The 19757-nt window shown below is 66.9% G+C and carries 15 protein-coding genes; 14 read left to right on the top strand and 1 reads right to left on the bottom strand.

The window, feature by feature from the left end:
- The first annotated feature begins 116 nt into the window (after positions 1-116).
- Both PVW49_RS02790 and PVW49_RS02785 read left to right on the top strand, forming a co-directional pair.
- The gene (locus tag PVW49_RS02790) at positions 117-1202 is read left to right on the top strand and encodes a C45 family autoproteolytic acyltransferase/hydolase (protein WP_274589840.1); all 1086 of its coding nucleotides are present in this window, start codon (positions 117-119) and stop codon (positions 1200-1202) included.
- Positions 1202-2053 carry a carbon-nitrogen hydrolase family protein gene (locus PVW49_RS02785; protein WP_274589839.1) on the top strand — a complete coding sequence of 284 codons (852 nt, stop codon included), beginning with the start codon at positions 1202-1204 and terminating at the stop codon, positions 2051-2053. The genes PVW49_RS02790 and PVW49_RS02785 overlap by 1 nt, the downstream gene beginning before the upstream one ends.
- 117 nt (positions 2054-2170) lie before the next feature.
- Here the strand turns inward: PVW49_RS02785 and PVW49_RS02780 are convergent, their stop codons facing one another.
- Complete coding sequence (locus PVW49_RS02780; protein WP_274589838.1) at positions 2171-3862, bottom strand: hypothetical protein; 1692 nt, start codon at positions 3860-3862, stop codon at positions 2171-2173.
- A 133-nt stretch (positions 3863-3995) separates the two neighbouring features.
- Here PVW49_RS02780 and PVW49_RS02775 point away from each other — a divergent pair, with 133 nt between their 5' ends.
- From PVW49_RS02775 to PVW49_RS02720, 12 genes are all read left to right on the top strand, one after another.
- Positions 3996-5477 (top strand): UbiA family prenyltransferase, encoded by a 1482-nt coding sequence (locus PVW49_RS02775; protein WP_274589837.1) that lies wholly within the window; start codon positions 3996-3998, stop codon positions 5475-5477.
- Complete coding sequence (locus PVW49_RS02770) at positions 5474-5842, top strand: DMT family transporter (RefSeq protein ID WP_048530342.1); 369 nt, start codon at positions 5474-5476, stop codon at positions 5840-5842. The genes PVW49_RS02775 and PVW49_RS02770 overlap by 4 nt, the downstream gene beginning before the upstream one ends.
- A 293-nt stretch (positions 5843-6135) precedes the next feature.
- Positions 6136-6720 (top strand): ANTAR domain-containing response regulator, encoded by a 585-nt coding sequence (locus PVW49_RS02765; RefSeq protein WP_048530340.1) that lies wholly within the window; start codon positions 6136-6138, stop codon positions 6718-6720.
- Entirely contained in the window at positions 6717-7892 is a 1176-nt protein-coding gene (locus tag PVW49_RS02760; RefSeq protein ID WP_074834645.1) for a CmpA/NrtA family ABC transporter substrate-binding protein, read from the top strand. The genes PVW49_RS02765 and PVW49_RS02760 overlap by 4 nt, the downstream gene beginning before the upstream one ends.
- A gap of 267 nt (positions 7893-8159) precedes the next feature.
- Positions 8160-9527, top strand: a complete 1368-nt coding sequence (locus PVW49_RS02755) for a CmpA/NrtA family ABC transporter substrate-binding protein (RefSeq protein WP_274564687.1) — start codon at positions 8160-8162, stop codon at positions 9525-9527.
- A 107-nt stretch (positions 9528-9634) separates the two neighbouring features.
- On the top strand, positions 9635-10717 hold the full coding sequence (locus tag PVW49_RS02750; protein WP_048530334.1) for an ABC transporter permease: 1083 nt from the start codon (positions 9635-9637) through the stop codon (positions 10715-10717).
- Between the two features lie 43 nt (positions 10718-10760).
- Complete coding sequence (locus tag PVW49_RS02745) at positions 10761-12452, top strand: ABC transporter ATP-binding protein (protein WP_274589836.1); 1692 nt, start codon at positions 10761-10763, stop codon at positions 12450-12452.
- Positions 12449-13390: a GAF domain-containing protein gene (locus PVW49_RS02740; protein ID WP_244526413.1), complete on the top strand. Its 942-nt coding sequence runs from the start codon at positions 12449-12451 to the stop codon at positions 13388-13390. Before PVW49_RS02745 ends, PVW49_RS02740 begins: the two co-directional genes overlap by 4 nt.
- 11 nt (positions 13391-13401) lie before the next feature.
- Positions 13402-15834, top strand: a complete 2433-nt coding sequence (gene nirB / locus PVW49_RS02735) for a nitrite reductase large subunit NirB (protein ID WP_274564682.1) — start codon at positions 13402-13404, stop codon at positions 15832-15834.
- A complete protein-coding gene (gene nirD, locus PVW49_RS02730; protein ID WP_074834638.1) occupies positions 15831-16163 on the top strand; it encodes a nitrite reductase small subunit NirD in 333 nt (110 codons plus the stop codon). The genes nirB and nirD overlap by 4 nt, the downstream gene beginning before the upstream one ends.
- A complete protein-coding gene (locus PVW49_RS02725) occupies positions 16163-18793 on the top strand; it encodes a nitrate reductase (RefSeq protein ID WP_074834637.1) in 2631 nt (876 codons plus the stop codon). The genes nirD and PVW49_RS02725 overlap by 1 nt, the downstream gene beginning before the upstream one ends.
- Positions 18790-19746 carry a glycosyl transferase family protein gene (locus tag PVW49_RS02720; RefSeq protein ID WP_274589835.1) on the top strand — a complete coding sequence of 319 codons (957 nt, stop codon included), beginning with the start codon at positions 18790-18792 and terminating at the stop codon, positions 19744-19746. Before PVW49_RS02725 ends, PVW49_RS02720 begins: the two co-directional genes overlap by 4 nt.
- Positions 19747-19757: the final 11 nt, after the last annotated feature.

Raw genomic sequence — 19757 nt, 5'->3', positions numbered from 1 at the left:
TTCGAACAGTCACGTTGGGGCATTTTCGCCACCATGGACCATGGTGTAGCATATTGCCCTTGAAACTGCAACACCATGACCCATAGTGTAGAAAATACCGACAGGAAATCCGCCGCATGTCCCCTTTCGCCCCCCTCCATCCATCGCAGGCCAGACCGGGCTATGCCCTGCACCGCCGTTTCGCCGCCCTGTCCGAGGAGCGGCCGGCCGAGACCTGGGAAAGCCTGCTGCACGCCCATTGGCCGGGCTGGCGCGACTGGTATCTGGCGCGCGGCGGCACCACCGCCGAGACCACCCGCGAGGCCGAGCGCGCCCTGCGCCGCCACATGCCCGAGATGACCAAGCTGATCGACCGGCTGTCGGCCACCCTGCCCGATGATCCGGTGCTGCGCGAATTCCTGACCTTCTGGTGCCCGCCGCGCTATCTGGTGAGCTGCACCCAGGCCGCTTCGCAGGATGCCCGCGGGCCGTTCCTGATGCGCAACTACGATCTCGACCCTGCGCTGAGCGAGGCCACGCTGCTGCGCTCGAACTGGCGCGGCAAGGTGGTGATGGGCATGGTCGAGGGGCTGGCCGGCCTCTCGGACGGGATGAACCAGGACGGGCTGGCCGTCTCGCTCAGCTTCGGCGGCCGCGTCGGCACCGGCCGCGGCTTCGGCATTCCGTTGCTGATCCGCTATGTGCTCGAGACCTGCACCGATGTGCAGGACGGGCTCGAGGCGCTGCGCGCGGTGCCCTGCCACATGTCCTACAATGTCACCCTGACCGATCGCCGGGGCCAGGCGGCCACCGTGTTTCTCAGCCCCGACCGCCCTCCGATGGTGCAGTTCACGCCCTGGGCCACCAATCACCAGCTGGGCGTGGAATGGCCCCGCCACGGCCGGATCTCGGCGACGCTCGAACGGGCGCAGAGCCTCGGCCTCATGTTCGTCCGAAATCCGCCCGACGAGGCAACGCTGCAAGCCAGCTTTCTCACGCCGCCGTTCTTTTCGGCCAAGTACCGCGCGGGCTATGGCACGGTGTTTTCCATCGTCTACCGGCCCGTGCAGGGCACCGCGCGGCTGTTCTGGGGCTGCGGCACCGGCCAGGACTGGCAGATGCCGGCCTTTGCGCCCGCCACGCTCGACGTGGAATTTTCCGATCTCGGCAGCCGGCTGCTTGCCGCGCCGACCTTCCTGACAGACCTTCAAAGGACGGCGTGATGAGTAAATTCGCAATCGCAGGCATCCAGATGCATGTGACCACCCAGAACAACATCGCCGAGATGCGCAAGCGGCTGGCGCTGCTCATGCATCTCTACCCCTGGGTCGAGATGGTGTGTTTTTCCGAGCTGGCCGCGCATGGCCCGGCCCTGCCCAGCGCCCAGGCCGCCGGCGGCGACTTCGACCAGGCCTTTGCCGACATGGCGCGCCAGCACCGGATCTGGCTCCAGCCCGGCAGCTATTTCGAACGGCGCAATGGCCGCATCTTCAATGCCGCCCCGGTGTTCAATCCGGCGGGCGAAGAGGTCGCGCGCTATGACAAGATGTTCCCTTTCACCCCCTACGAAGAGGGGGTCACAGCCGGCACCGCGCCCTGCGTCGTCGATGTGCCCGGTGTCGGCCGCATCGGCCTGTCGATCTGCTATGACATCTGGTTTCCGGAACTGACCCGCACCCTGGCCTCGATGGGCGCCGAAGTGCTGATCAACCCGGTCAACGCCGCTTTTGTCGACCGCCACGCCGATCTGGCCTGCGCCCGCGCCTCGGCCGCGATGTTCCAGATGTATGTCTTTCACATCAACGGGCTGCTGGCCGGCGGCAACGGCTATTCCCAGGTCATCGACCCGGCCGGGCGGCTGCTGCATGACGGCAACGTGCAGGAAGAGATGATTCCGCTGGAAGTGGATTTCGCCGAAGCCCGCCGCCAGCGCGAGCGCGGCATCCTCAACATGGGCCAGCCCCTCAAGAGCTTTCGCGACAGCCCGGCGCGCTTTCCGATCTACGAGGACGGCTACCGTTCGGACTATCTCGACAGCCTCGGCCCGCTGCAAAAAGCCCAGCGCCTCCGCTGAGCCCCGGCAAAACCGCCCCGCTCCCCCTTCCTCTTGCCCAAAATACCCTCGGGGGGTCTGGGGGGCTGGCCCCCCAGCCGGTCGATGTGCGCAGGCACAGCGAAATTCAGGCGCCCCTCACCCCGGCCCACACCGATAAATCGCAATCTCCCGCTCGAGGAAAAGCGGCTTGTTGGGTTCAAACGCCGCCACCACGGCGCAACGCGCATGCAGGTCGCTGAAAAACCCCCGCATCAGCGCCGAGTCGACCTGCGACCGCATGAACTTCGGATCTTTCACCACGAAGTTGTCGAACCCCTGATCGCGCCAGTGGTCAAGCTGCCATTCCGCGCGCTGCGGCGGCCAGGCGTGGGCCTGCGCCTGGAAGTCCGGATCGTCCTCGTCCACACCTTCCAGGCCGTAGAGCACCGTCGGCATGGCGATGTAGAACACCGCCCCCCGCGCATCTTCGGTGATCCGCCGTTCCTCGGCCATCTCCGGCAGCGGCGTGTCGTATTTTTCGGCCAGCCGTTGCCAACGGGCGATCTCCATCTGCTGCGCCGCCTGGCGCTGCGGCAGATGGGTCACCGCCATGGTCATGATCTTCTCGTCCGCCAGGTGCTCGGCGATATAGGCGTCGGTCTCCTGCCACATCGGCGGCGCCAGCGCCTCGCTCACCGCGATCACCGCGCCCAGCAGCGACAGCCCCGCGCCCAGCGCCAGCGCGCCCGCCGCCGCCTGCCCGGCACGGCCCGGCGCGCCGATCAGCCCGGCCAGCGCAAGGCCGCCAAGCAGGGTGAAGCCGGCGAAGCTGGCAATCCAGAGGTGCTCGGGCTGGCGCGGCCCGGCCAGCAGGGCCAGCGTGAGCGTGCCGATCGCCAGCGCGGCCCAGATCAGCAGCAACGCCGGTTTCTGCCGCAACGCACAGGCCGGCAGCATCAGCACCGGGGGCGTCAGCAGCGCCATGGCCGCAAAGACCGGCGTCATCCCCCAGACCAGGCCCAGCGACCGCAGCCCCAGCGTGGTCAGCCCCGGCCAGATGCCGTCCCCGGTGCGCAGCGACATCACCGTCTGGATTTTCTGAAAGGCGAGGAAATTGCCGAAATCCAGCAGGATGCCGATGTTCAGCACCGGCCAGAGCAGTACAACCGTCAGCAGCGCCCGGCCCATGCTCCGCGCCATCGCACCCACGCCCTCGGCCCGGATCAGGAGCGCCGCCAGGCCGAGCGCCAGCGGCAGCAGCACGAAGACCCCCGATTGCTTGAAGCTCACCACCAGCACCGCCAGCACCCCGAGCCAGATGTCCCAGCGCCCCGGCCGCGCCGCCTGAAGCCGTGCGATCAGCGCCCAGAAGACCGCGACGGTGGCCGTGGCCAGCGCCACGTCGCCCTTGGCGATATGCGACATGAAGACCCCGAGCGGAAAGAAGACCCCGAGCAGTCCCACGGTCAGAGCCGGCCAGAGCCCGAGCCCGACCCGCCGCCCGATGGCAAAGAACAAGGGCGCGATCAGCGCGCCGATCACCGCCGTCAGATAGCGGGCGGTGAGGTAGAAGACCGTCGGATCGGAAAAATACTGCGCCCGGAATTCGCCCGGCGACCCCCACCAGCCGAGCGGCAGCCCCAGCGCGAACAGCCCGCCGAAGGCCAGCCCGTTGAGATAGGTGATCAGCGGCGGATAGAAATGCTGCCCCGGCACGATCTGCCCGGCCAGCACCTTGGCGGCATCATTGATCCGCTCATCGCCGTGGAAATAGCCGTAATCCGCGCCCAGGGCACGAAAGGCGAACGCCAGAAGAAACAGGCCCAGACCCACCGAGAGGCGTGTCACAAAATCACTTTTGCCAGACATATCTTAACTTTTTACAGTCAAACCCGCGGCGCGCCAGAAAATCCGCACATTTGCGCACCATTGTCTTGCGCAGGCGGAGGAAAATGGCGACGGAGCGGGATTGTTGCGGAATTTGGACGGATATTTGGCCGAGGATGTGACGCATCATCAGGCGGCGACCCTGCCGCTCTATGTCGATCTTGACGGCACGCTGGTGCACACCGACGTGGCGCAGGAATTGCTGGTTGCCGCCCTGGCCCGGCCCGGCAACTGGCGGCCGATCCTCGCCGCCTGGCACCGGCATGGCGTCAGCGGCATCAAGCATGCGGTCTGGAACCGCGACGGCTTTCACCCGGCGCTCCTGCCCTATGACGACACGGTGCTCGACTACCTGCGCAGCGCCCGCGCCCAGGGCCGCCGCATCGTTTTGGCCACCGCCGCCGACCGCCAGGCGGCCGAGGCCATCGCGGTGCACCTCGGCCTGTTCGACGCGGTGCTGGCCTCGGAGCCGGGCCACAACCTGAAGGGCGCGGCCAAGCTTGCGGCGATCCGCGGCGACAGCGCCGGTCCGTTCGAATATCTGGGCGACGGCGCCGCCGACATCCCCATCTGGCGCGCGGCGCAGAAGGCCGGCTTCATCCGCCCCGACGCCGCCGCCCGGGCCGAGATGCAGGCAGCGGGCCCGCGCCTGTCGCTGACCACCGATCCGGCGCCACCGGTCTGGCGTGGCCTGTGGGCGGCGATGCGGCCGCATCAATGGGCCAAGAACGTGCTGGTCTTTCTGCCGCTGTTCTTTGCCCATCTCTACACCGAACCCGGCGCGCTGCTGCTGGCCGGGCTGGCCTTTGCCGCCATGTCGCTGATGGCCTCGGGGGTCTATCTGATCAACGATCTGCTCGACATTCCGGCCGACCGGCGCCACGTCCGCAAGCGGCTCCGGCCCTTTGCCGCCGGGCTGCTGCGCCCGGCCCAGGGGGTCGCCGCGGCGCTGGCGCTGCTGGTCGCCGCGCTGGCGCTGGGGTTCGGCGCGGTGGGCCTGCCCTTCGGGCTGGTGCTTCTTCTCTATCTCGGCCTGACCACCGCCTACTCTTTTGCGCTCAAGCGGTTCTCGACGATCGACGTGATCGTGCTGTCACTGCTTTATACCGTGCGCATCCTCGCCGGGGCGGCGGCCGGCGGGATCATTCTGAGCCCCTGGCTGCTGTCCTTTTCGCTCTTTTTCTTTGTCAGCCTGGCCTACATGAAACGGTTCATCGAGCTTGATGCCGTGACCGAGGACGCCAAGCTGCCGCATCGCAATTACTGGGGCGCGGAGCTGGCCAGCATCCAGATCTTCGGCATCGCCAATGCGGCGGTCAGCCTGCTGACCCTGGCGCAATACATCAACAGCCCGACCGCGAGAGAGACCTATGGCGGCCGCGACATCCTCTGGCTGGCGGTGCCGCTGATGATGTTCTGGATCTACCGCAGCTGGATGTGGGCGATCCGGGGCAAGGTGGGCGACGATCCGGTGGTCTTTGCCCTGACCGACCGGATCAGCCAGATCACGCTGACTGCGGTGCTCGCGGTCTTCTTTGCCGCGCGCTACCTCGAATTTTCCGGGGTCATCCGATGAGCCCGGCGGGATTTGCCCTGATCTTCGCCAGCGTCGCGCTTTCGGCGCTGGGCCAGACCTGTTTCAAGACCGGCGTCGGCCGGGTGAGCTTTGCCGAGACCGCCGGACTGGTGCAGAAGAGCCTGTCGCTGCTGCTCTCGCCCTGGGTGCTGGGCGGGCTGGCGTTCTACGGGGTGGGCACTGTTCTGTGGCTCTTTGCGCTCCGGCGGATCGACCTGTCGCTGGCCTATCCTTTCGTGGCGATGAGCTTTGTCATGGTGGCCGCGTCGGGGGTGCTGGTCCTGGGGGAGACCCTGAGCCTGACCCGCGTGCTGGGAATGGCGCTGATCATCTCGGGGCTGCTGGTGATGGCGGTGGGGCGGTAGGCGGGCACCGAAGCCCACGCCATGCGATCGCCGAGCCGCGGGATGGCGATGCAACAGTCTTGCTCACGGCGCCTTATGGCAGCCAAATCCGTAGAACCTCCGATCAACAGGGGTGCGCGGGCCAAATCGCCGCCCCCGAGGGGCCGGCGATCGCGCGGCGGCCTGCGGTCTTGTTGCGCGCGGGGAAGACAGGACCGGCATTCTGATTAATAATTGTGCATACGCCAGGCCGCCGCCCCTCGCACACCGCGCCACCCATTTACAAACCTCCTCCAGCCCCCCCATTTGCGCTCATGTCCCGCCCACTCTCGATCATCATCGTCGAACCCGACCGCGACCGCGCGCTGCTCATCGTCGACAGCCTGCGCGCCGCCGGCGATTTCGACATCCAGGTGATTGCCGAGCCCACCAGCCTCGCCCGGCAGATCCAGGCGCGCCAGCCCGACGTGGTGCTGATCGACATCGAGAACCCCTCGCGCGACATGCTCGAGGAACTAGCGCTGGCCTCGGGGCCGCAGGACCGCGCGGTGGCGATGTTCGTCGACCGGTCGGCCGAGGGCCTCTCGACCGCGGCGATCGAGGCCGGCGTCTCGGCCTATGTGGTCGACGGCATGCAGCCCGGCCGCGTCAAACCGGTGCTCGACGCCGCCATCACCCGGTTCCGCATGTTCCAGCGCATGCGCACCGAGCTGGCCGAGACCAAACGCGCGCTCGAGGAACGCAAGGTGATCGACCGCGCCAAGGGCATGCTGATGAAGGCTCGCGGCGTCAGCGAGGACGAGGCTTATGCCATCCTGCGCAAGGCCGCGATGGATCAGGGCAAGCGCGTGGCCGATGTGGCGCAGGCGCTGGTGACCGCAGCGGGGCTTCTGGGATGAGCGCAACCACGCTTTCGGTCGGGTTCATCCCGCTGGTCGATGCGGCGCCGCTGGTCCTGGCGCAGGAAATGGGCTTTGCCGCCGAAGAGGGCATCACCCTCGATCTGCGCCGTGCGCCCTCCTGGTCGTCGCTGCGCGACATGCTGAGCTTTGGCAAGGTCGAGGCGGCGCATATGCTCTCGCCCGTTCCCATCGCCACGGCGCTGGGCCTGGGCGGTGCCGGCGCGCCGCTGTCTGCGGTCTCGGTGCTCTCGGTCAATGGCAATGTCATCGGAATCAGCCGGGCATTGGCCGACCGGCTGCGCGACGCCGGCCATGACTTTGCCTTCAACGATGCCCGCGCCGCCGGGCTGGCGCTGATCGCCGCGTCGGGGGCCGGCCTGCGTATCGGCGTGCCCTTCCCGTTCTCGATGCATGCCGAGCTGGTCTATTACTGGCTCTCGGCGCTGGGCCTGCCGGCGCCGCAATCGGTTTCGGTGCGCACCGTGCCGCCGCCGCTGATGGGCGATGCGATCCGCGCCGGCGAGATCGACGCCTTCTGCGTCGGCGAACCCTGGGGCTCTCAGGCGGTCGAGGACGGCATGGGCGAACTGCTGCTGCCCGGTTCGGCGATCTGGGCCTTTGCGCCGGAGAAGGTGCTGGCCATGCGAGCCGACTGGGCCGAGGCCGAGGCCATGCTGCGCGGTCGGCTGATCCGCGCGGTCTGGCGCGCCGGCCGCTGGCTGGGCGATCCGGCCTCGACCAGCCTCGCCGCCGAGATCCTGGCGCGGCCCGGCTATCTCGACCTGCCCGCCGACATCCTCGACCGGGCGCTGTCCGGGCGTCTCGTGCTCTCGGGGCGCGGCGAGGAACGCAGCGTGCCCGACTTCCTTACCTTCCATCGCTCCGCCGCGACCTTTCCCTGGCGCAGCCAGGCGGAATGGATCGGGCTGCAACTGGCGGCGCGCACCGGGCTCGACCGGACCGCCGCCAAATCCGCCGCCGCGCGGGTGTTTCGCACCGATCTGCACCGCGCCGCGCTCTCGGGGCTGTCGGCCAGCCTGCCCACCGCCTCGTCGCGGATCGAGGGCGGCGTGACCGAACCCACCGCCGTGCCGGCCGACGTCGGCCAGCTGATTCTCGGACGCGACCGGTTCTTCGATGGCCGCATTTTTGACCCCGACCTGGCCTGACGCCCAATTATTGTGCAGTTGCGGCGATGATCTCGCTGCAATGCAGAAAATCGCCGCCCTCCCGCCGCCTTTCCTTTGCGCCACCGCAGGCTGATTTGGCATAAAGCTTGCATCGACGGGCAATGGCGTCCGTTGCAGGAATTCTCCCGAACGTCCGGGACCCGATGAGCAAAGCCGCTCGACCCTTCGCCCCCGGCGAAGTGCGTCAGCGGCTTTTTTCTTTGCCCGATCCCTCTCTTCCCGGGCCTCAGTAAAGGACAGAACCTCATGAAGACCCTCATTTTCGGCCTTGCCGCCTCTACCGCATTGGTCACTCCCGGTTTCGCGCAGATGCTGGATCTTGAAAAAGACGAACTGACCTTCGGCTTCATCAAGCTCACCGACATGGCGCCGCTCGCCGTGGCCTATGAACAGGGCTATTTCCTCGACGAGGGCCTGTTCGTGACGCTGGAAGCCCAGGCCAACTGGAAGGTTCTGCTCGACGGCGTGATCGGCGGCCAGCTCGATGGCGCGCATATGCTGGCCGGCCAGCCGCTGGCGGCGACCATCGGTTTCGGCACCGAGGCGCATATCATCACCCCCTTCTCGATGGACCTGAACGGCAACGGCATCACCGTGTCGAATGAGATCTGGGAGCAAATGAAGCCCAACATCCCCGCCGATGCCGAGGGCAAGCCGATCCACCCGATCAGCGCAGAAGCGCTGGCCCCGGTGGTCGAGAGCTACAAGAACGAGGGCAAGCCCTTCAACATGGGCATGGTTTTCCCGGTCTCGACCCACAATTACGAAATCCGCTACTGGCTGGCGGCCGGCGGGCTGCATCCGGGCTATTACAGCCAGGAAAACATCTCGGGCCAGATCGACGCCGATGTGCTGCTCTCGGTCACCCCGCCGCCGCAGATGCCCGCCACGCTCGAAGCCGGCACAATCTATGGCTACAGCGTGGGCGAGCCGTGGAACCAGCAGGCGGTGTTCAAGGGCATCGGCGTGCCGGTGATCACCGATTACGAGCTGTGGAAGAACAATCCCGAGAAGGTCTTCGGCATCACCGCCGAGTTTGCCGAGGACTACCCCAACACCACGCTGGCCGTCACCAAGGCGCTGATCCGCGCCGCGCAATGGCTGGATGAAAACGACAACGCCAACCGTATGGAAGCGGTCGAAATGCTGAGCCGTCCGGAATATGTCGGCGCCGATGCCGAGGTGATCGCCGCCTCGATGACCGGCACCTTCGAATACGAAAAGGGCGACAAGCGCGACGTCCCCGACTTCAACGTTTTCTTCCGCTACAACGCCACCTACCCCTTCTATTCGGATGCGGTCTGGTATCTGACCCAGATGCGCCGGTGGGGCCAGATTGCCGAGCCGAAATCGGACAGCTGGTACGACGAGGTTGCCAGGTCGGTCTACAAGCCGGACATCTATCTCGAGGCCGCGCGGCTGCTGGTCGATGAAGGTCTTGCCGATGCGGCCGATTTCCCCTGGGACAGCGACGGCTACAAGGCGCCGACCCCTGCCGAGGATATCATCGACGGCATCGCCTATGACGGCAAGGCCCCCAACGCCTACCTCGACAGCCTGCCGATCGGGCTGAAAGGCGAGCAGACCGTTGTCGGCACCGAAGTGAAGGGCTGAGCTCAATCCAGGCAGAGGCCCCGGGTCAAGCCCGGGGCGCGATGATCCCGCGACACGCGCCCCGGACTTGATCCGGGGCCTCCCCCCAATCTCCCGAGGACCCCGCCATGACCACCGTCGACCCCGAATTCTCCGCCGCCGAGGCCCGCGAAGCCCGCCGCGCGAAACTCTTCACTCGCATCAACGCCGCCGACAAATGGTTCCAGGTGCTCGGCCTCTCCTGGGCCACCCCGGTGCTCAAGGCCGCGGCAGGGGACAATCCGAAAGCGCAGGTCAAGGAAATCTGGCGCCTGCTGGCCGTGCCGCTGATCGCCATCATCGCCTTCCTGATGCTCTGGGCCACGCTGGCGCCCAAGGTGCAGACGTCGCTGGGCGCCGTCCCCGGCCCGGCCGCGGTCTGGGAAGAGGCGGTCAACCTGCACGAGGACGCCGCCGCCAAGGCCGTCAAGCGCGAGAAGTTCGAAACCATGGTTGCCGCGCGCAACGAAAAGCTGGTCGAGGCCGGCCGCGCTGACGAGGTCAAGGACATCGCCTATACCGGTGCGCCGTCCTACTACCAGCAGATCTGGACCTCGATCCAGACCGTGTTCTTCGGTTTCCTGATCGCCACCGCCGTCGCCGTGCCGCTGGGCATCGCCGCCGGTCTCTCGCCCACCGCCAACGCCGCGATCAACCCGTTGGTGCAGATCTTCAAGCCGGTCTCGCCGCTGGCCTGGCTGCCGATCGTCACCATGATCGTCTCGGCGGTCTATGCCACCAACGACGGCATGTTCTCCAAATCGTTCCTGATCTCGGCGATCACCGTGACGCTCTGTTCGCTCTGGCCGACACTGATCAACACCGCGCTGGGTGTGGCCAGCATCGACAAGGATCTGGTGAATGTCTCCAAGGTGTTGAAAATGAACACCTATACCAAGATCACCAAGCTGGTCCTGCCCTCGGCCCTGCCGCTGATCTTCACCGGTCTGCGCCTGTCGCTCGGCGTCGGCTGGATGGTGCTGATCGCCGCCGAGATGCTGGCGCAGAACCCCGGTCTCGGCAAGTTCGTCTGGGACGAGTTCCAGAACGGCAGCTCCTCGTCGCTCGCCAAAATCATGGTCGCGGTGCTGACCATCGGCGTGATCGGCTTCCTGCTCGACCGCGTGATGTTCGCCCTGCAATCGCTCTTCACCTTCTCGAACAACCGGTGACATGCGCCCCGGACCTCCGGGGTCGCACAGAAAGGACAAGCAGATGAGCATCCTGAAATTCGACAATGTCTCCAAGAGCTTCGGCGAAGGCACTGCCGCCACCTCGGTGTTGAAGAACATCGACCTCGAGGTGCAGGAGGGCGAGTTCCTCGTGCTGCTGGGCTTCTCCGGCACCGGCAAGACGACACTGATCAACCTGATGGCCGGGCTGGAACAGCCGACCCGCGGCAAGGTCACCTTCAAGGGCCAGCCGATCACCGGGCCGGGGCCGGAACGCGGCGTGATCTTCCAGAGCTATTCGCTGATGCCCTGGCTGACGGTGGCGGGCAACGTCGGCCTGGCGGTCGATACCATCTTCCCCGGCATGCCCAAGGCGGAAAAGGCCGAAAAGGTCGCGCATTACGTCAAGATGGTGGGCCTCAGCCACGCCACCCACCGCCGCCCGGCCGAGCTTTCGGGCGGCATGCGCCAGCGGGTCAACGTGGCGCGTGCGCTGGCGATGAACCCCGAGGTGCTGCTCCTGGACGAGCCGCTCTCGGCGCTCGACGCGCTGACCCGCGCCAATCTGGCAGATGAGATCGAGGCGATCTGGGAGGCCGACAAGAAGACCTGCGTGCTGATCACAAATGACGTCGACGAGGCGATCATGCTGGCCGACCGGATCATCGCGCTCAACCCCGATGGCTCGCTGGGCGAGGAATTCGCGGTCGATATCCCCCGCCCGCGCGACCGGGGCGAGATGAACCACCACGACGGGTTCAAGGCCCTGCGCGCCAAGGTCACCAACTACCTGATGGATGTGGGCATCGAAGCCAAGGTCGAAGGCTCGCGCATCCTGCCCGACGTGACGCCGATCCACTCGGTTCCGAAGGCGGTGCAACAGGCGCAGGAAGGCATGATCGAAGAGCGCTTCCTCGACTTCTCGCAGCTGCACAAGATCTACCCGACGCCGAAAGGCCCGCTTACCGTGGTCGAGGATTTCGACCTCAAGGTGAACCGGGGCGAATTCATCTCGCTGATCGGCCATTCCGGCTGCGGCAAGTCCACCGTGCTGACCATGGCCGCCGGTCTCAACGACATCTCCAAGGGCGCAATCCGGCTTGACGGCTACCACGTTCAGGGCGCCGATCCGGAGCGCGCGGTGGTGTTTCAGTCGCCCAACCTCTTTCCCTGGTTGACGGCACGCGAAAACTGCGCCATCGGCGTCGACAAGGTCTATCCCAAGGCCAGCCAGGCCGAGCGTCAGGACGTCGTGGAGTACTACCTTGAACGGGTGGGGCTGGCCGATGCCATGGACCGCTCGGCCGCCGACATGTCGAACGGCATGAAACAACGTGTCGGCATCGCCCGGGCCTTCGCGCTTTCGCCCAAACTGCTTCTGCTCGACGAGCCCTTCGGGATGCTCGACAGCCTGACGCGATGGGAATTGCAGGAGGTGCTGATGGAAGTGTGGTCGCGCACCAAGGTCACCGCGATCTGCGTCACTCATGACGTGGACGAGGCGATCCTGCTGGCCGACCGCGTGGTGATGATGACCAACGGCCCCCAGGCCACCATCGGCCGCATCGTCAACGTCGACCGGCCCCGTCCGCGCACCCGCAAGGCGCTGCTCGAACATCCCGATTACTACCTCTACCGCGAGCAGGTGCTGAGCTTTCTCGAAGAATACGAGCATGGCGCCAAGCCGAAGGCCGCCACCCCGGCCGCCAAGCCCGATGAGAAGGAAGCCGCATGATGGAAGCGATGACCGACACCGAGGTGCGCACCTTCATCGAGGTCACCGAATACTGGGTGCCCGAAGAGGGCGTGCTGAAACTGGCGGGCGGCAACTACGGCGATCTGACCGAGTTCAAGGCGGCTTCTGGCCAGACCAGCTTTGCCAAGGGCGAAGGCCTGCCGGGCATGGCCTGGGCCGAGGAACGCCCGGTGGTCTTCAAGACATTGGACCCGGCCAGCTTCAAACGCGCCGATGCCGCCAGGGCGGCCGGTCTGACCAGCGCCGTGGCGGTGCCGCTGTTTGACGGCAAGGCGCTGAAGGCGGTGCTCGTGGTGCTCTGCGGCGACGGCGAGGACAGGATCGGCGCGCTTGAGGTCTGGCAGTCGAAAGACAACCTGCTGATGCTCGAAGACGGCTATTACGGCGCCGCCAAACATTTCGAATTTGTCTCGAAACACACGCATTTCCCGCGCGGCCAGGGTCTGCCCGGGGCGGTCTGGGCAGCCAATACGCCGATCCTGATGCGCGACCTGGGCTCGAGCTATGGCTTCGTCCGCTCGGAAAGCGCCGGACAGGCCGGGCTGACCACCGGTCTCGGCCTGCCGGTGCCGGTGCCGAGCGGCGAGACCTTCGTGCTGACGCTGCTGTCGGCGCGGGGCACGCCGATCGCCCGGCGTTTCGAGATCTGGGACGCCCGCGCGGCTCGCGTCGGCAAGGACGGTGCGGCGGTGCTGATCGACGGCATCTGCGCCCGCGAGGGCCGGCTCTGGGCCGCCGAGGCGGAAGAGCCGCGCCGCGCCGCTGCCTGGCAGGGGCTGATCGGCCGGGTGCTGGGCTCCGGCCTGCCGGTGGTCGACCAAGGCGTCGCCGGAATTGCCGCCGGCTACGAGAATTTCGTGGCCCTGCCGATCCATTCCAAGGGCGAGGTGTCACACATCGTCGCCTGGTATTCGTGAAAGGAAACGACATGCAGAAACTGGTCGTTATCGGCGCCGGCATGGCTTCGGGACGGGTGCTGGAGCATCTGTTCGAACAAGCCCCCGACGCCTATGAAGTCACCCTGTTCAACGCAGAGGCACGCGGCAACTACAACCGCATCATGCTGTCACCGGTGTTGTCGGGGGAAAAGAGCTATGCCGAGATCGTCACCCATGACGACGATTGGTACAATGGCAACAAGGTCACCTGCCGGTTCGGCGAAAGCGTTGTCGGCATCGACCGCGCCCGCAAGGTGGTGATCGGCGAAAACGGCGAGGTCGCCTATGACAAGCTGCTGATCGGCACCGGCTCAGCGCCCTTCATCATTCCGGTGCCCGGCAAGGACCTGCCCGGGGTGATCTCCTACCGCGATCTCGATGACACCAACGCGATGATCGAGGCCTCCTCCAAGGGCGGCAGCGCCGTGGTGATCGGCGGCGGTCTGCTGGGTCTGGAAGCGGCCGCCGGCCTCGCCCAGCGCGGCATGGATGTGACCGTGCTGCACCTGATGGGCCACCTGATGGAGCGGCAACTCGACGAAGCCGCGGGCTATCTGCTGCGCAAGGATCTGGAGGGGCGCGGCATTACCGTCAAGACCCAGGCCTCGACCAAGGCCATTCTGGGCGAGGACAAGGCCGAAGCGGTTCTGCTCGACAGCGGCGAAACCCTGCCTGCCGATCTGGTGGTCATGGCCGTGGGCATCCGCCCGGAAACACGGCTGGCCAATGATGCGGGCCTCACCGTGGGGCGTGGCATCGAGGTTTCCGCGCAGATGCAGACCTCGGACCCCGATGTCTATGCCGTGGGCGAATGCGTGGAGTTCGACGGCCAGCTTTTCGGCCTTGTCGCGCCGCTCTACGATCAGGCCAAGGTCGTCGCAGCCGCGCTTCTGGGCGAAGACGGCGCTTTCGTCCCGAAGGAGCTGTCGACCAAGCTCAAGGTCACCGGCTGCGATCTGTTCTCCGCCGGCGATTTCGCCGAGGGCGAAGGTCGCGAGGACATCGTGTTCCGCGATCCGGCGCGCGGCGTCTACAAGCGGCTGGTGATCGAGGACAACAGGCTGATCGGCGCGGTGATGTATGGCGATACCGCCGACGGCAACTGGTTCTTCGGGCTGATCAAGGACGGCACGGACATCGAAGAGATGCGCGACACGCTGATCTTTGGCCCCTCCTATCAGGGAGGTGCCGCCGCGGACCCTCTGTCAGCCGTTGCAGCATTGCCGCTTGATGCGGAAATCTGTGGCTGCAACGGCATCTGCAAGGGCACCATCGTATCTGCCATCGAAGACGGGGCCACAGACCTCGGCGCAATCAAGGCCACCACCAAGGCCAGCGCCTCCTGCGGCACCTGCACCGGGCTGGTGGAACAGGTGTTGCAAGTCACGCTGGGCGACGATTTCCAGATGCCGGCGTCGCAAGCGATCTGCGGCTGCACGGATCTCAGCCACGAGGACGTGCGCCGGCTGATCAAGAGCCAGGAGCTGAAAAGCCAGGCCGCGGTCTGGCAGGAGCTGGGCTGGTCCACGCCCAACGGTTGCCATGTCTGCCGCCCGGCGGTGAACTATTACCTGCTGGCCGACTGGCCGCTGGAATATCAGGACGACCCGCAGAGCCGTTTCATCAACGAGCGCAAGCACGCCAACATCCAGAAAGACGGCACCTTCTCGGTCGTGCCCCGGATGTTCGGCGGCATGACCACGCCGGACGAGCTGCGCGCCATTGCCGATGCGGCGGACAAGTACAAGGTGCCCACGGTGCATGTGACCGGCGGCCAGCGGATCGACCTGCTGGGCGTCAAGGGCGAGGATCTGCCCGCGATCTGGGCCGATCTGAACGCCGCCGGCATGGTTTCTGGCCATGCCTATGCCAAGGGCCTGCGCACGGTGAAGACCTGCGTCGGCAAGGATCACTGCCGCTTCGGCACGCAGGACAGCACCGGGCTGGGCATCCAGCTCGAGAAAAAGCTCTGGGGCTCCTGGACACCACACAAGGTCAAGCTGGCGGTCTCGGGCTGCCCGCGCAACTGCGCCGAGGCGACCTGCAAGGATATCGGCGTGGTCTGCGTCGACAGCGGCTATCAGATCGGTGTCGCCGGGGCCGCCGGCATGGACGTGAAGGAAACCGAGCGGCTGGCCGAAGCCAGGACCGAGCAGGAGGCGATCGACCTCGCCACCGCCTTCATGCAGCTCTACCGCGAGAACGCCAAATACCTCGACCGGCCCTACAAATGGGTCGCCAAGGTGGGTCTCGACTGGGTGAAAGAGCGTGTAGTCGACGACCTCGAGGAACGCGCGGCGTTGATCGCGCGCTTCGAGCTATCGCAAACGATCTATCGCAAGGACCCCTGGGCCGAAGAGGCCGAGAGCAAGTCCGAGCAATATCAACCCCTTGCCGATCTTACCCTGGAGGCCGCGGAATGAGCTGGCTCGACATCGGAGACATCAACGACATCCCGCTGCGCGGCGCCCGGGTGATCAAGACCAAGGTCGGTTGCGTGGCGCTGTTTCGCACCGCGCCGGACGAGGTCTTTGCCACCTCCGACCGCTGCCCGCACAAGGGCGGGCCGCTGAACCACGGCATCGTGCACGGCCAGTCGGTTACCTGCCCGCTGCACAACTGGGTGTTCGATCTGAACACCGGTCAGGCGCAGGGCGCCGACGAGGGCCGCATCGCGACCTATCCGGTGCGGGTCGAGGATGGGAGGATCCTGATCGACACCACCAAACTCGCGCATCGGAGTGCGGCGTGATGGACGGGGCGGGTGTGAGTGAAACACGGTCTACCTGCCCCTATTGCGGCGTGGGATGCGGGGTCATCCTGCGCCCGGACGGCGCGGGTGGTCTGGACGTCAGGGGGGATCCGGACCACCCGGCCAATCGCGGCAGGCTCTGCTCCAAGGGCTCGGCGCTCGGGGACACGCTCGACCGGGCCGGTCGCCTGCTCGCCCCGCGCATCAGCGGGCAGGAGGTGGGCTGGGACAGCGCGCTCGACCTGGTCGCCAAAAAGTTCTCCGACACCATCGCGCGGCACGGGCCGGATTCGGTGGCCTTCTACGTCTCGGGCCAATTGCTGACCGAGGATTATTACGTCGCCAACAAGCTGATGAAAGGCTTTATCGGCTCGGCCAATATCGACACCAATTCGCGGCTCTGCATGGCCTCGACCGTCGCCGGCCACAAGCGCGCCTTCGGCACCGATACCGTGCCCGGCTCCTACGAGGATCTTGACGCGGCCGACCTCGTGGTTCTGGTGGGTTCCAACCTCGCCTGGTGCCATCCGGTGCTCTATCAGCGGGTGCTGGCCGCGCGGGCGAAACGCGGGACAAAGATCGTCGTCGTCGACCCGCGCCGCACCGCCAGCTGCGACGGCGCCGACATGCACCTGGCGCTCGCCTCTGGCAGCGACGTGGCGCTATTCAACCGGCTTCTGGTCGAGATCTACGAGGGCGGCGCCTTTGACAAAGCCTACCTGCGCAATGTCGATGGTTTCGACGCCGCGCTCGAGGCCGCCTATGCCGATGATCCCACGGTCACCGGGCTGAGCGAGGCCGAGATCGCCGCCTTTTGCCAGCTCTGGATGCGGCATGACAAGGTGGTTACCGTCTTCAGCCAGGGGGTGAACCAATCCTCGTCCGGGGCCGACAAGGTCAATGCCATTCTCAATTGTCATCTGGCAACCGGGCGCATCGGCAAGCCGGGCGCGGGGCCGTTTTCCGTCACCGGCCAGCCCAATGCCATGGGTGGGCGGGAAGTGGGCGGCCTGGCCAATATGCTGGCCTGCCACCTCGATATCGAGAACCCCAGCCACCGCACCGCCGTGCGCGAATTCTGGCAGGCGCCAGCAATGCCCGAGACCCAGGGGCTCAAGGCCGTCGACATGTTTCAGGCGGTGGGCGACGGCCGGATCAAGGCGCTCTGGATCATCCATACCAACCCGGCGGTCTCGATGCCCGATGCCGACGCGGTGCGCGACGCCATTTCCGGCTGCGATTTCACCGTGGTCTCCGACATCACCGCCGAGACCGATACCGCGCGGCTGGCCGATGTGCTCCTGCCCGCCGCCGCCTGGGCCGAGAAAAGCGGCACCGTCACCAATTCCGACCGCACCATCAGCCGGCAGCGCAGCGTCCTGCCGGCGCCGGGCCAGGCGCGGCCCGACTGGGACATCCTGGCCGATGTCGGCCGCCGCATGGGCTTTCGCGCCGCCTTCGACTATCAGGCCCCTGCCGAGATCTTCCGTGAATACGCCGCACTCTCCGGCATTGCCGGCTACTTCGGCCGCGATTTCGACATCTCGGCCCTGCGCGATCTCGACGACCCGGATTACGACATGCTGGCGCCCCGCCGCTGGCCGCTGACCGAGGCGCGCGAAGGCGGACGTTTCTTTGCCGACGGCCAATTCTTTCACCCCGACGGCCGGGGCAGGATGCTGCCGCTGCGCCACCGCGCGCCAGAGGCGAAACGCGCGCCACGTTATCCCTTCCGGCTCAACACCGGCCGTATCCGCGACCAATGGCACACGATGACGCGTACCGCGCTGTCGCCGCGGCTCTCGGCGCATCTGGCCGAGCCCTTCCTCGACATTCACCCCGGCGACGCCGCCGCGCTCGCGCTTGAACCGGGCGACCTGGTGCAGGTGCAGAGCCCGCAGGGCAACGCCATCCTGCGCGCCCGGATCAGCTCAGATGTGCAGCAGGGCGACGTCTTTGCACCGATGCACTGGACCGGCGAGACCGCGCCCTCGGGCCGGATCGACGCGCTGGTGGCGCCGGTGGTCGATCCGGTCTCGGGCCAGCCGGAAAGCAAGGCGGCGGTCTGCGCCGTCACCAAACTGGCGGCGGCCTGGTACGGCTTTGCCGTCACCGCCGGCGATCTCGCCCCCGATTGCGCCTATTGGGCGCGCGCCCGCACGCCCTCGGGGTATCGCGCCGAACTGGCCGGCACCACGCCGGTCGCCGACTGGGAGGCCGAGGCTCGCAGGCTCTTCGGCCTGCCCGAGGCAGAGGTGCAATCGGTGATCGACAGCGCGCGCGGCATCGCCCGGCTGGCGTTCTACGACGAGGGCCGCTTGCTGGCCGCGCTCTTTGTCGCCCCGGAGCCGGTGGCGGTGCTGCGCGACTATCTCGTCACTCTGCCCGGAGCCGAGGCACCGCAGGCGATCACCGGCGCGCCGCCGGCCGATCAGCCCGACCCCGGGCCGGTGCTCTGCTCCTGCTTCTCGGTCGGGGTCAACACCATCCTCACCGCCATCGAGACCGAGGGGCTGATGAGCGTCGAGGCAATCGGCGCGGCGCTTGGCGCCGGCACCAACTGCGGCTCCTGCCGGCCCGAGCTGGCCGAGCTTCTGGCGCGCTGCGCCACCCCGGAGGCGGCGGAATGAGCCTGGCCCCCTATGTCCGCATCCTCGGGCGCGGCCCCGGCCGGTCGCGGTCGCTGACGCAGGAAGAGGCGCAGGAAGCAATGGCGCTGATGCTGCGCGGTGGCGCGGCGCCGGAAGCGATCGGCGCGCTCCTGATGCTGATGCGGATGAAAGGCGAAACGCCGGAAGAGATCGCGGGCTTTGCCCGCGCCGCCGGCGCCACCCTGCCGCCCCTGCCCCGCCCCGACCTCGACTGGCCCTCCTATGCCGCAGGCCGGACGCGCGGGCTTCCCTGGTTTCTGCTCTCGGCGCGGCTGGTGGCGCGGGCCGGGCACCGGGTGCTGATGCATGGCTACAACGGCGCCGATGGCGCGGTGCGGCAGGGGCTCGGCCCGGCGGGGATTCCCCTGATCGCCGATCCGGCCGATTGCGCGCAGAGCCTCACCACCCAGGGCGTGGCCTATCTGCCGCTGGAAACCCTCTCGCCCCGGCTGTTTGCGCTGCTCCGGCTGCGCGACGTGCTGGGCCTGCGCTCCTGCGTCAACACCGTCTGCCGGATGTTCAACCCCGGCGGGGCGGCAGCCTCGGTTCAGGGGGTGTTTCACCCGTGTTATCGCGGGTTGCAGACCGAGGCGGCGCAACACCTCGGCCTGACGCGACAGACGGTGATCAAGGGCGGCGGCGGCGAGTTCGAACGCCACGCCGGCAAGCAGATCGCCTGTTTTGGCCTGCGCGACGGCGCAGCCTGGCAAAGCGTGGCGCCCGCGTTGACCGACGACACCCGCCGACTGGATGACGGCGACACCGACCCCGCGCATCTCGCCGCGCTCTGGGCCGGCGACCGCGACGATCCCTTTGCCCGGGCCGTGGTGACCGGCACCGCCGCGCTGGCACTGGAAACGCTGGGCCATGACCGGCCGGAAGAATTGGCGCAATCGCTCTGGGCCCGGCGCCACCGCGCGCGGGCCGCCTGAGGATGTCTGCC

Source organism: Marinovum sp. PR37, from assembly GCF_028807375.1.
In the GTDB taxonomy this organism is placed as follows: Bacteria; Pseudomonadota; Alphaproteobacteria; order Rhodobacterales; family Rhodobacteraceae; genus Marinovum; species Marinovum algicola.
This window is presented reverse-complemented; position numbering and strand designations above follow the sequence as displayed.

Coding starts and splice junctions, on each gene's coding strand:
- PVW49_RS02790 (WP_274589840.1), top strand. CDS start 117: ATGTCCCCTTTCGCCCCCCTCCATCCATCGCAGGCCAGACCGGGCTAT.
- PVW49_RS02785 (WP_274589839.1), top strand. CDS start 1,202: ATGAGTAAATTCGCAATCGCAGGCATCCAGATGCATGTGACCACCCAG.
- PVW49_RS02770 (WP_048530342.1), top strand. CDS start 5,474: ATGAGCCCGGCGGGATTTGCCCTGATCTTCGCCAGCGTCGCGCTTTCG.
- PVW49_RS02765 (WP_048530340.1), top strand. CDS start 6,136: ATGTCCCGCCCACTCTCGATCATCATCGTCGAACCCGACCGCGACCGC.
- PVW49_RS02760 (WP_074834645.1), top strand. CDS start 6,717: ATGAGCGCAACCACGCTTTCGGTCGGGTTCATCCCGCTGGTCGATGCG.
- PVW49_RS02755 (WP_274564687.1), top strand. CDS start 8,160: ATGAAGACCCTCATTTTCGGCCTTGCCGCCTCTACCGCATTGGTCACT.
- PVW49_RS02750 (WP_048530334.1), top strand. CDS start 9,635: ATGACCACCGTCGACCCCGAATTCTCCGCCGCCGAGGCCCGCGAAGCC.
- PVW49_RS02745 (WP_274589836.1), top strand. CDS start 10,761: ATGAGCATCCTGAAATTCGACAATGTCTCCAAGAGCTTCGGCGAAGGC.
- PVW49_RS02740 (WP_244526413.1), top strand. CDS start 12,449: ATGATGGAAGCGATGACCGACACCGAGGTGCGCACCTTCATCGAGGTC.
- nirB (WP_274564682.1), top strand. CDS start 13,402: ATGCAGAAACTGGTCGTTATCGGCGCCGGCATGGCTTCGGGACGGGTG.
- nirD (WP_074834638.1), top strand. CDS start 15,831: ATGAGCTGGCTCGACATCGGAGACATCAACGACATCCCGCTGCGCGGC.
- PVW49_RS02725 (WP_074834637.1), top strand. CDS start 16,163: ATGGACGGGGCGGGTGTGAGTGAAACACGGTCTACCTGCCCCTATTGC.
- PVW49_RS02720 (WP_274589835.1), top strand. CDS start 18,790: ATGAGCCTGGCCCCCTATGTCCGCATCCTCGGGCGCGGCCCCGGCCGG.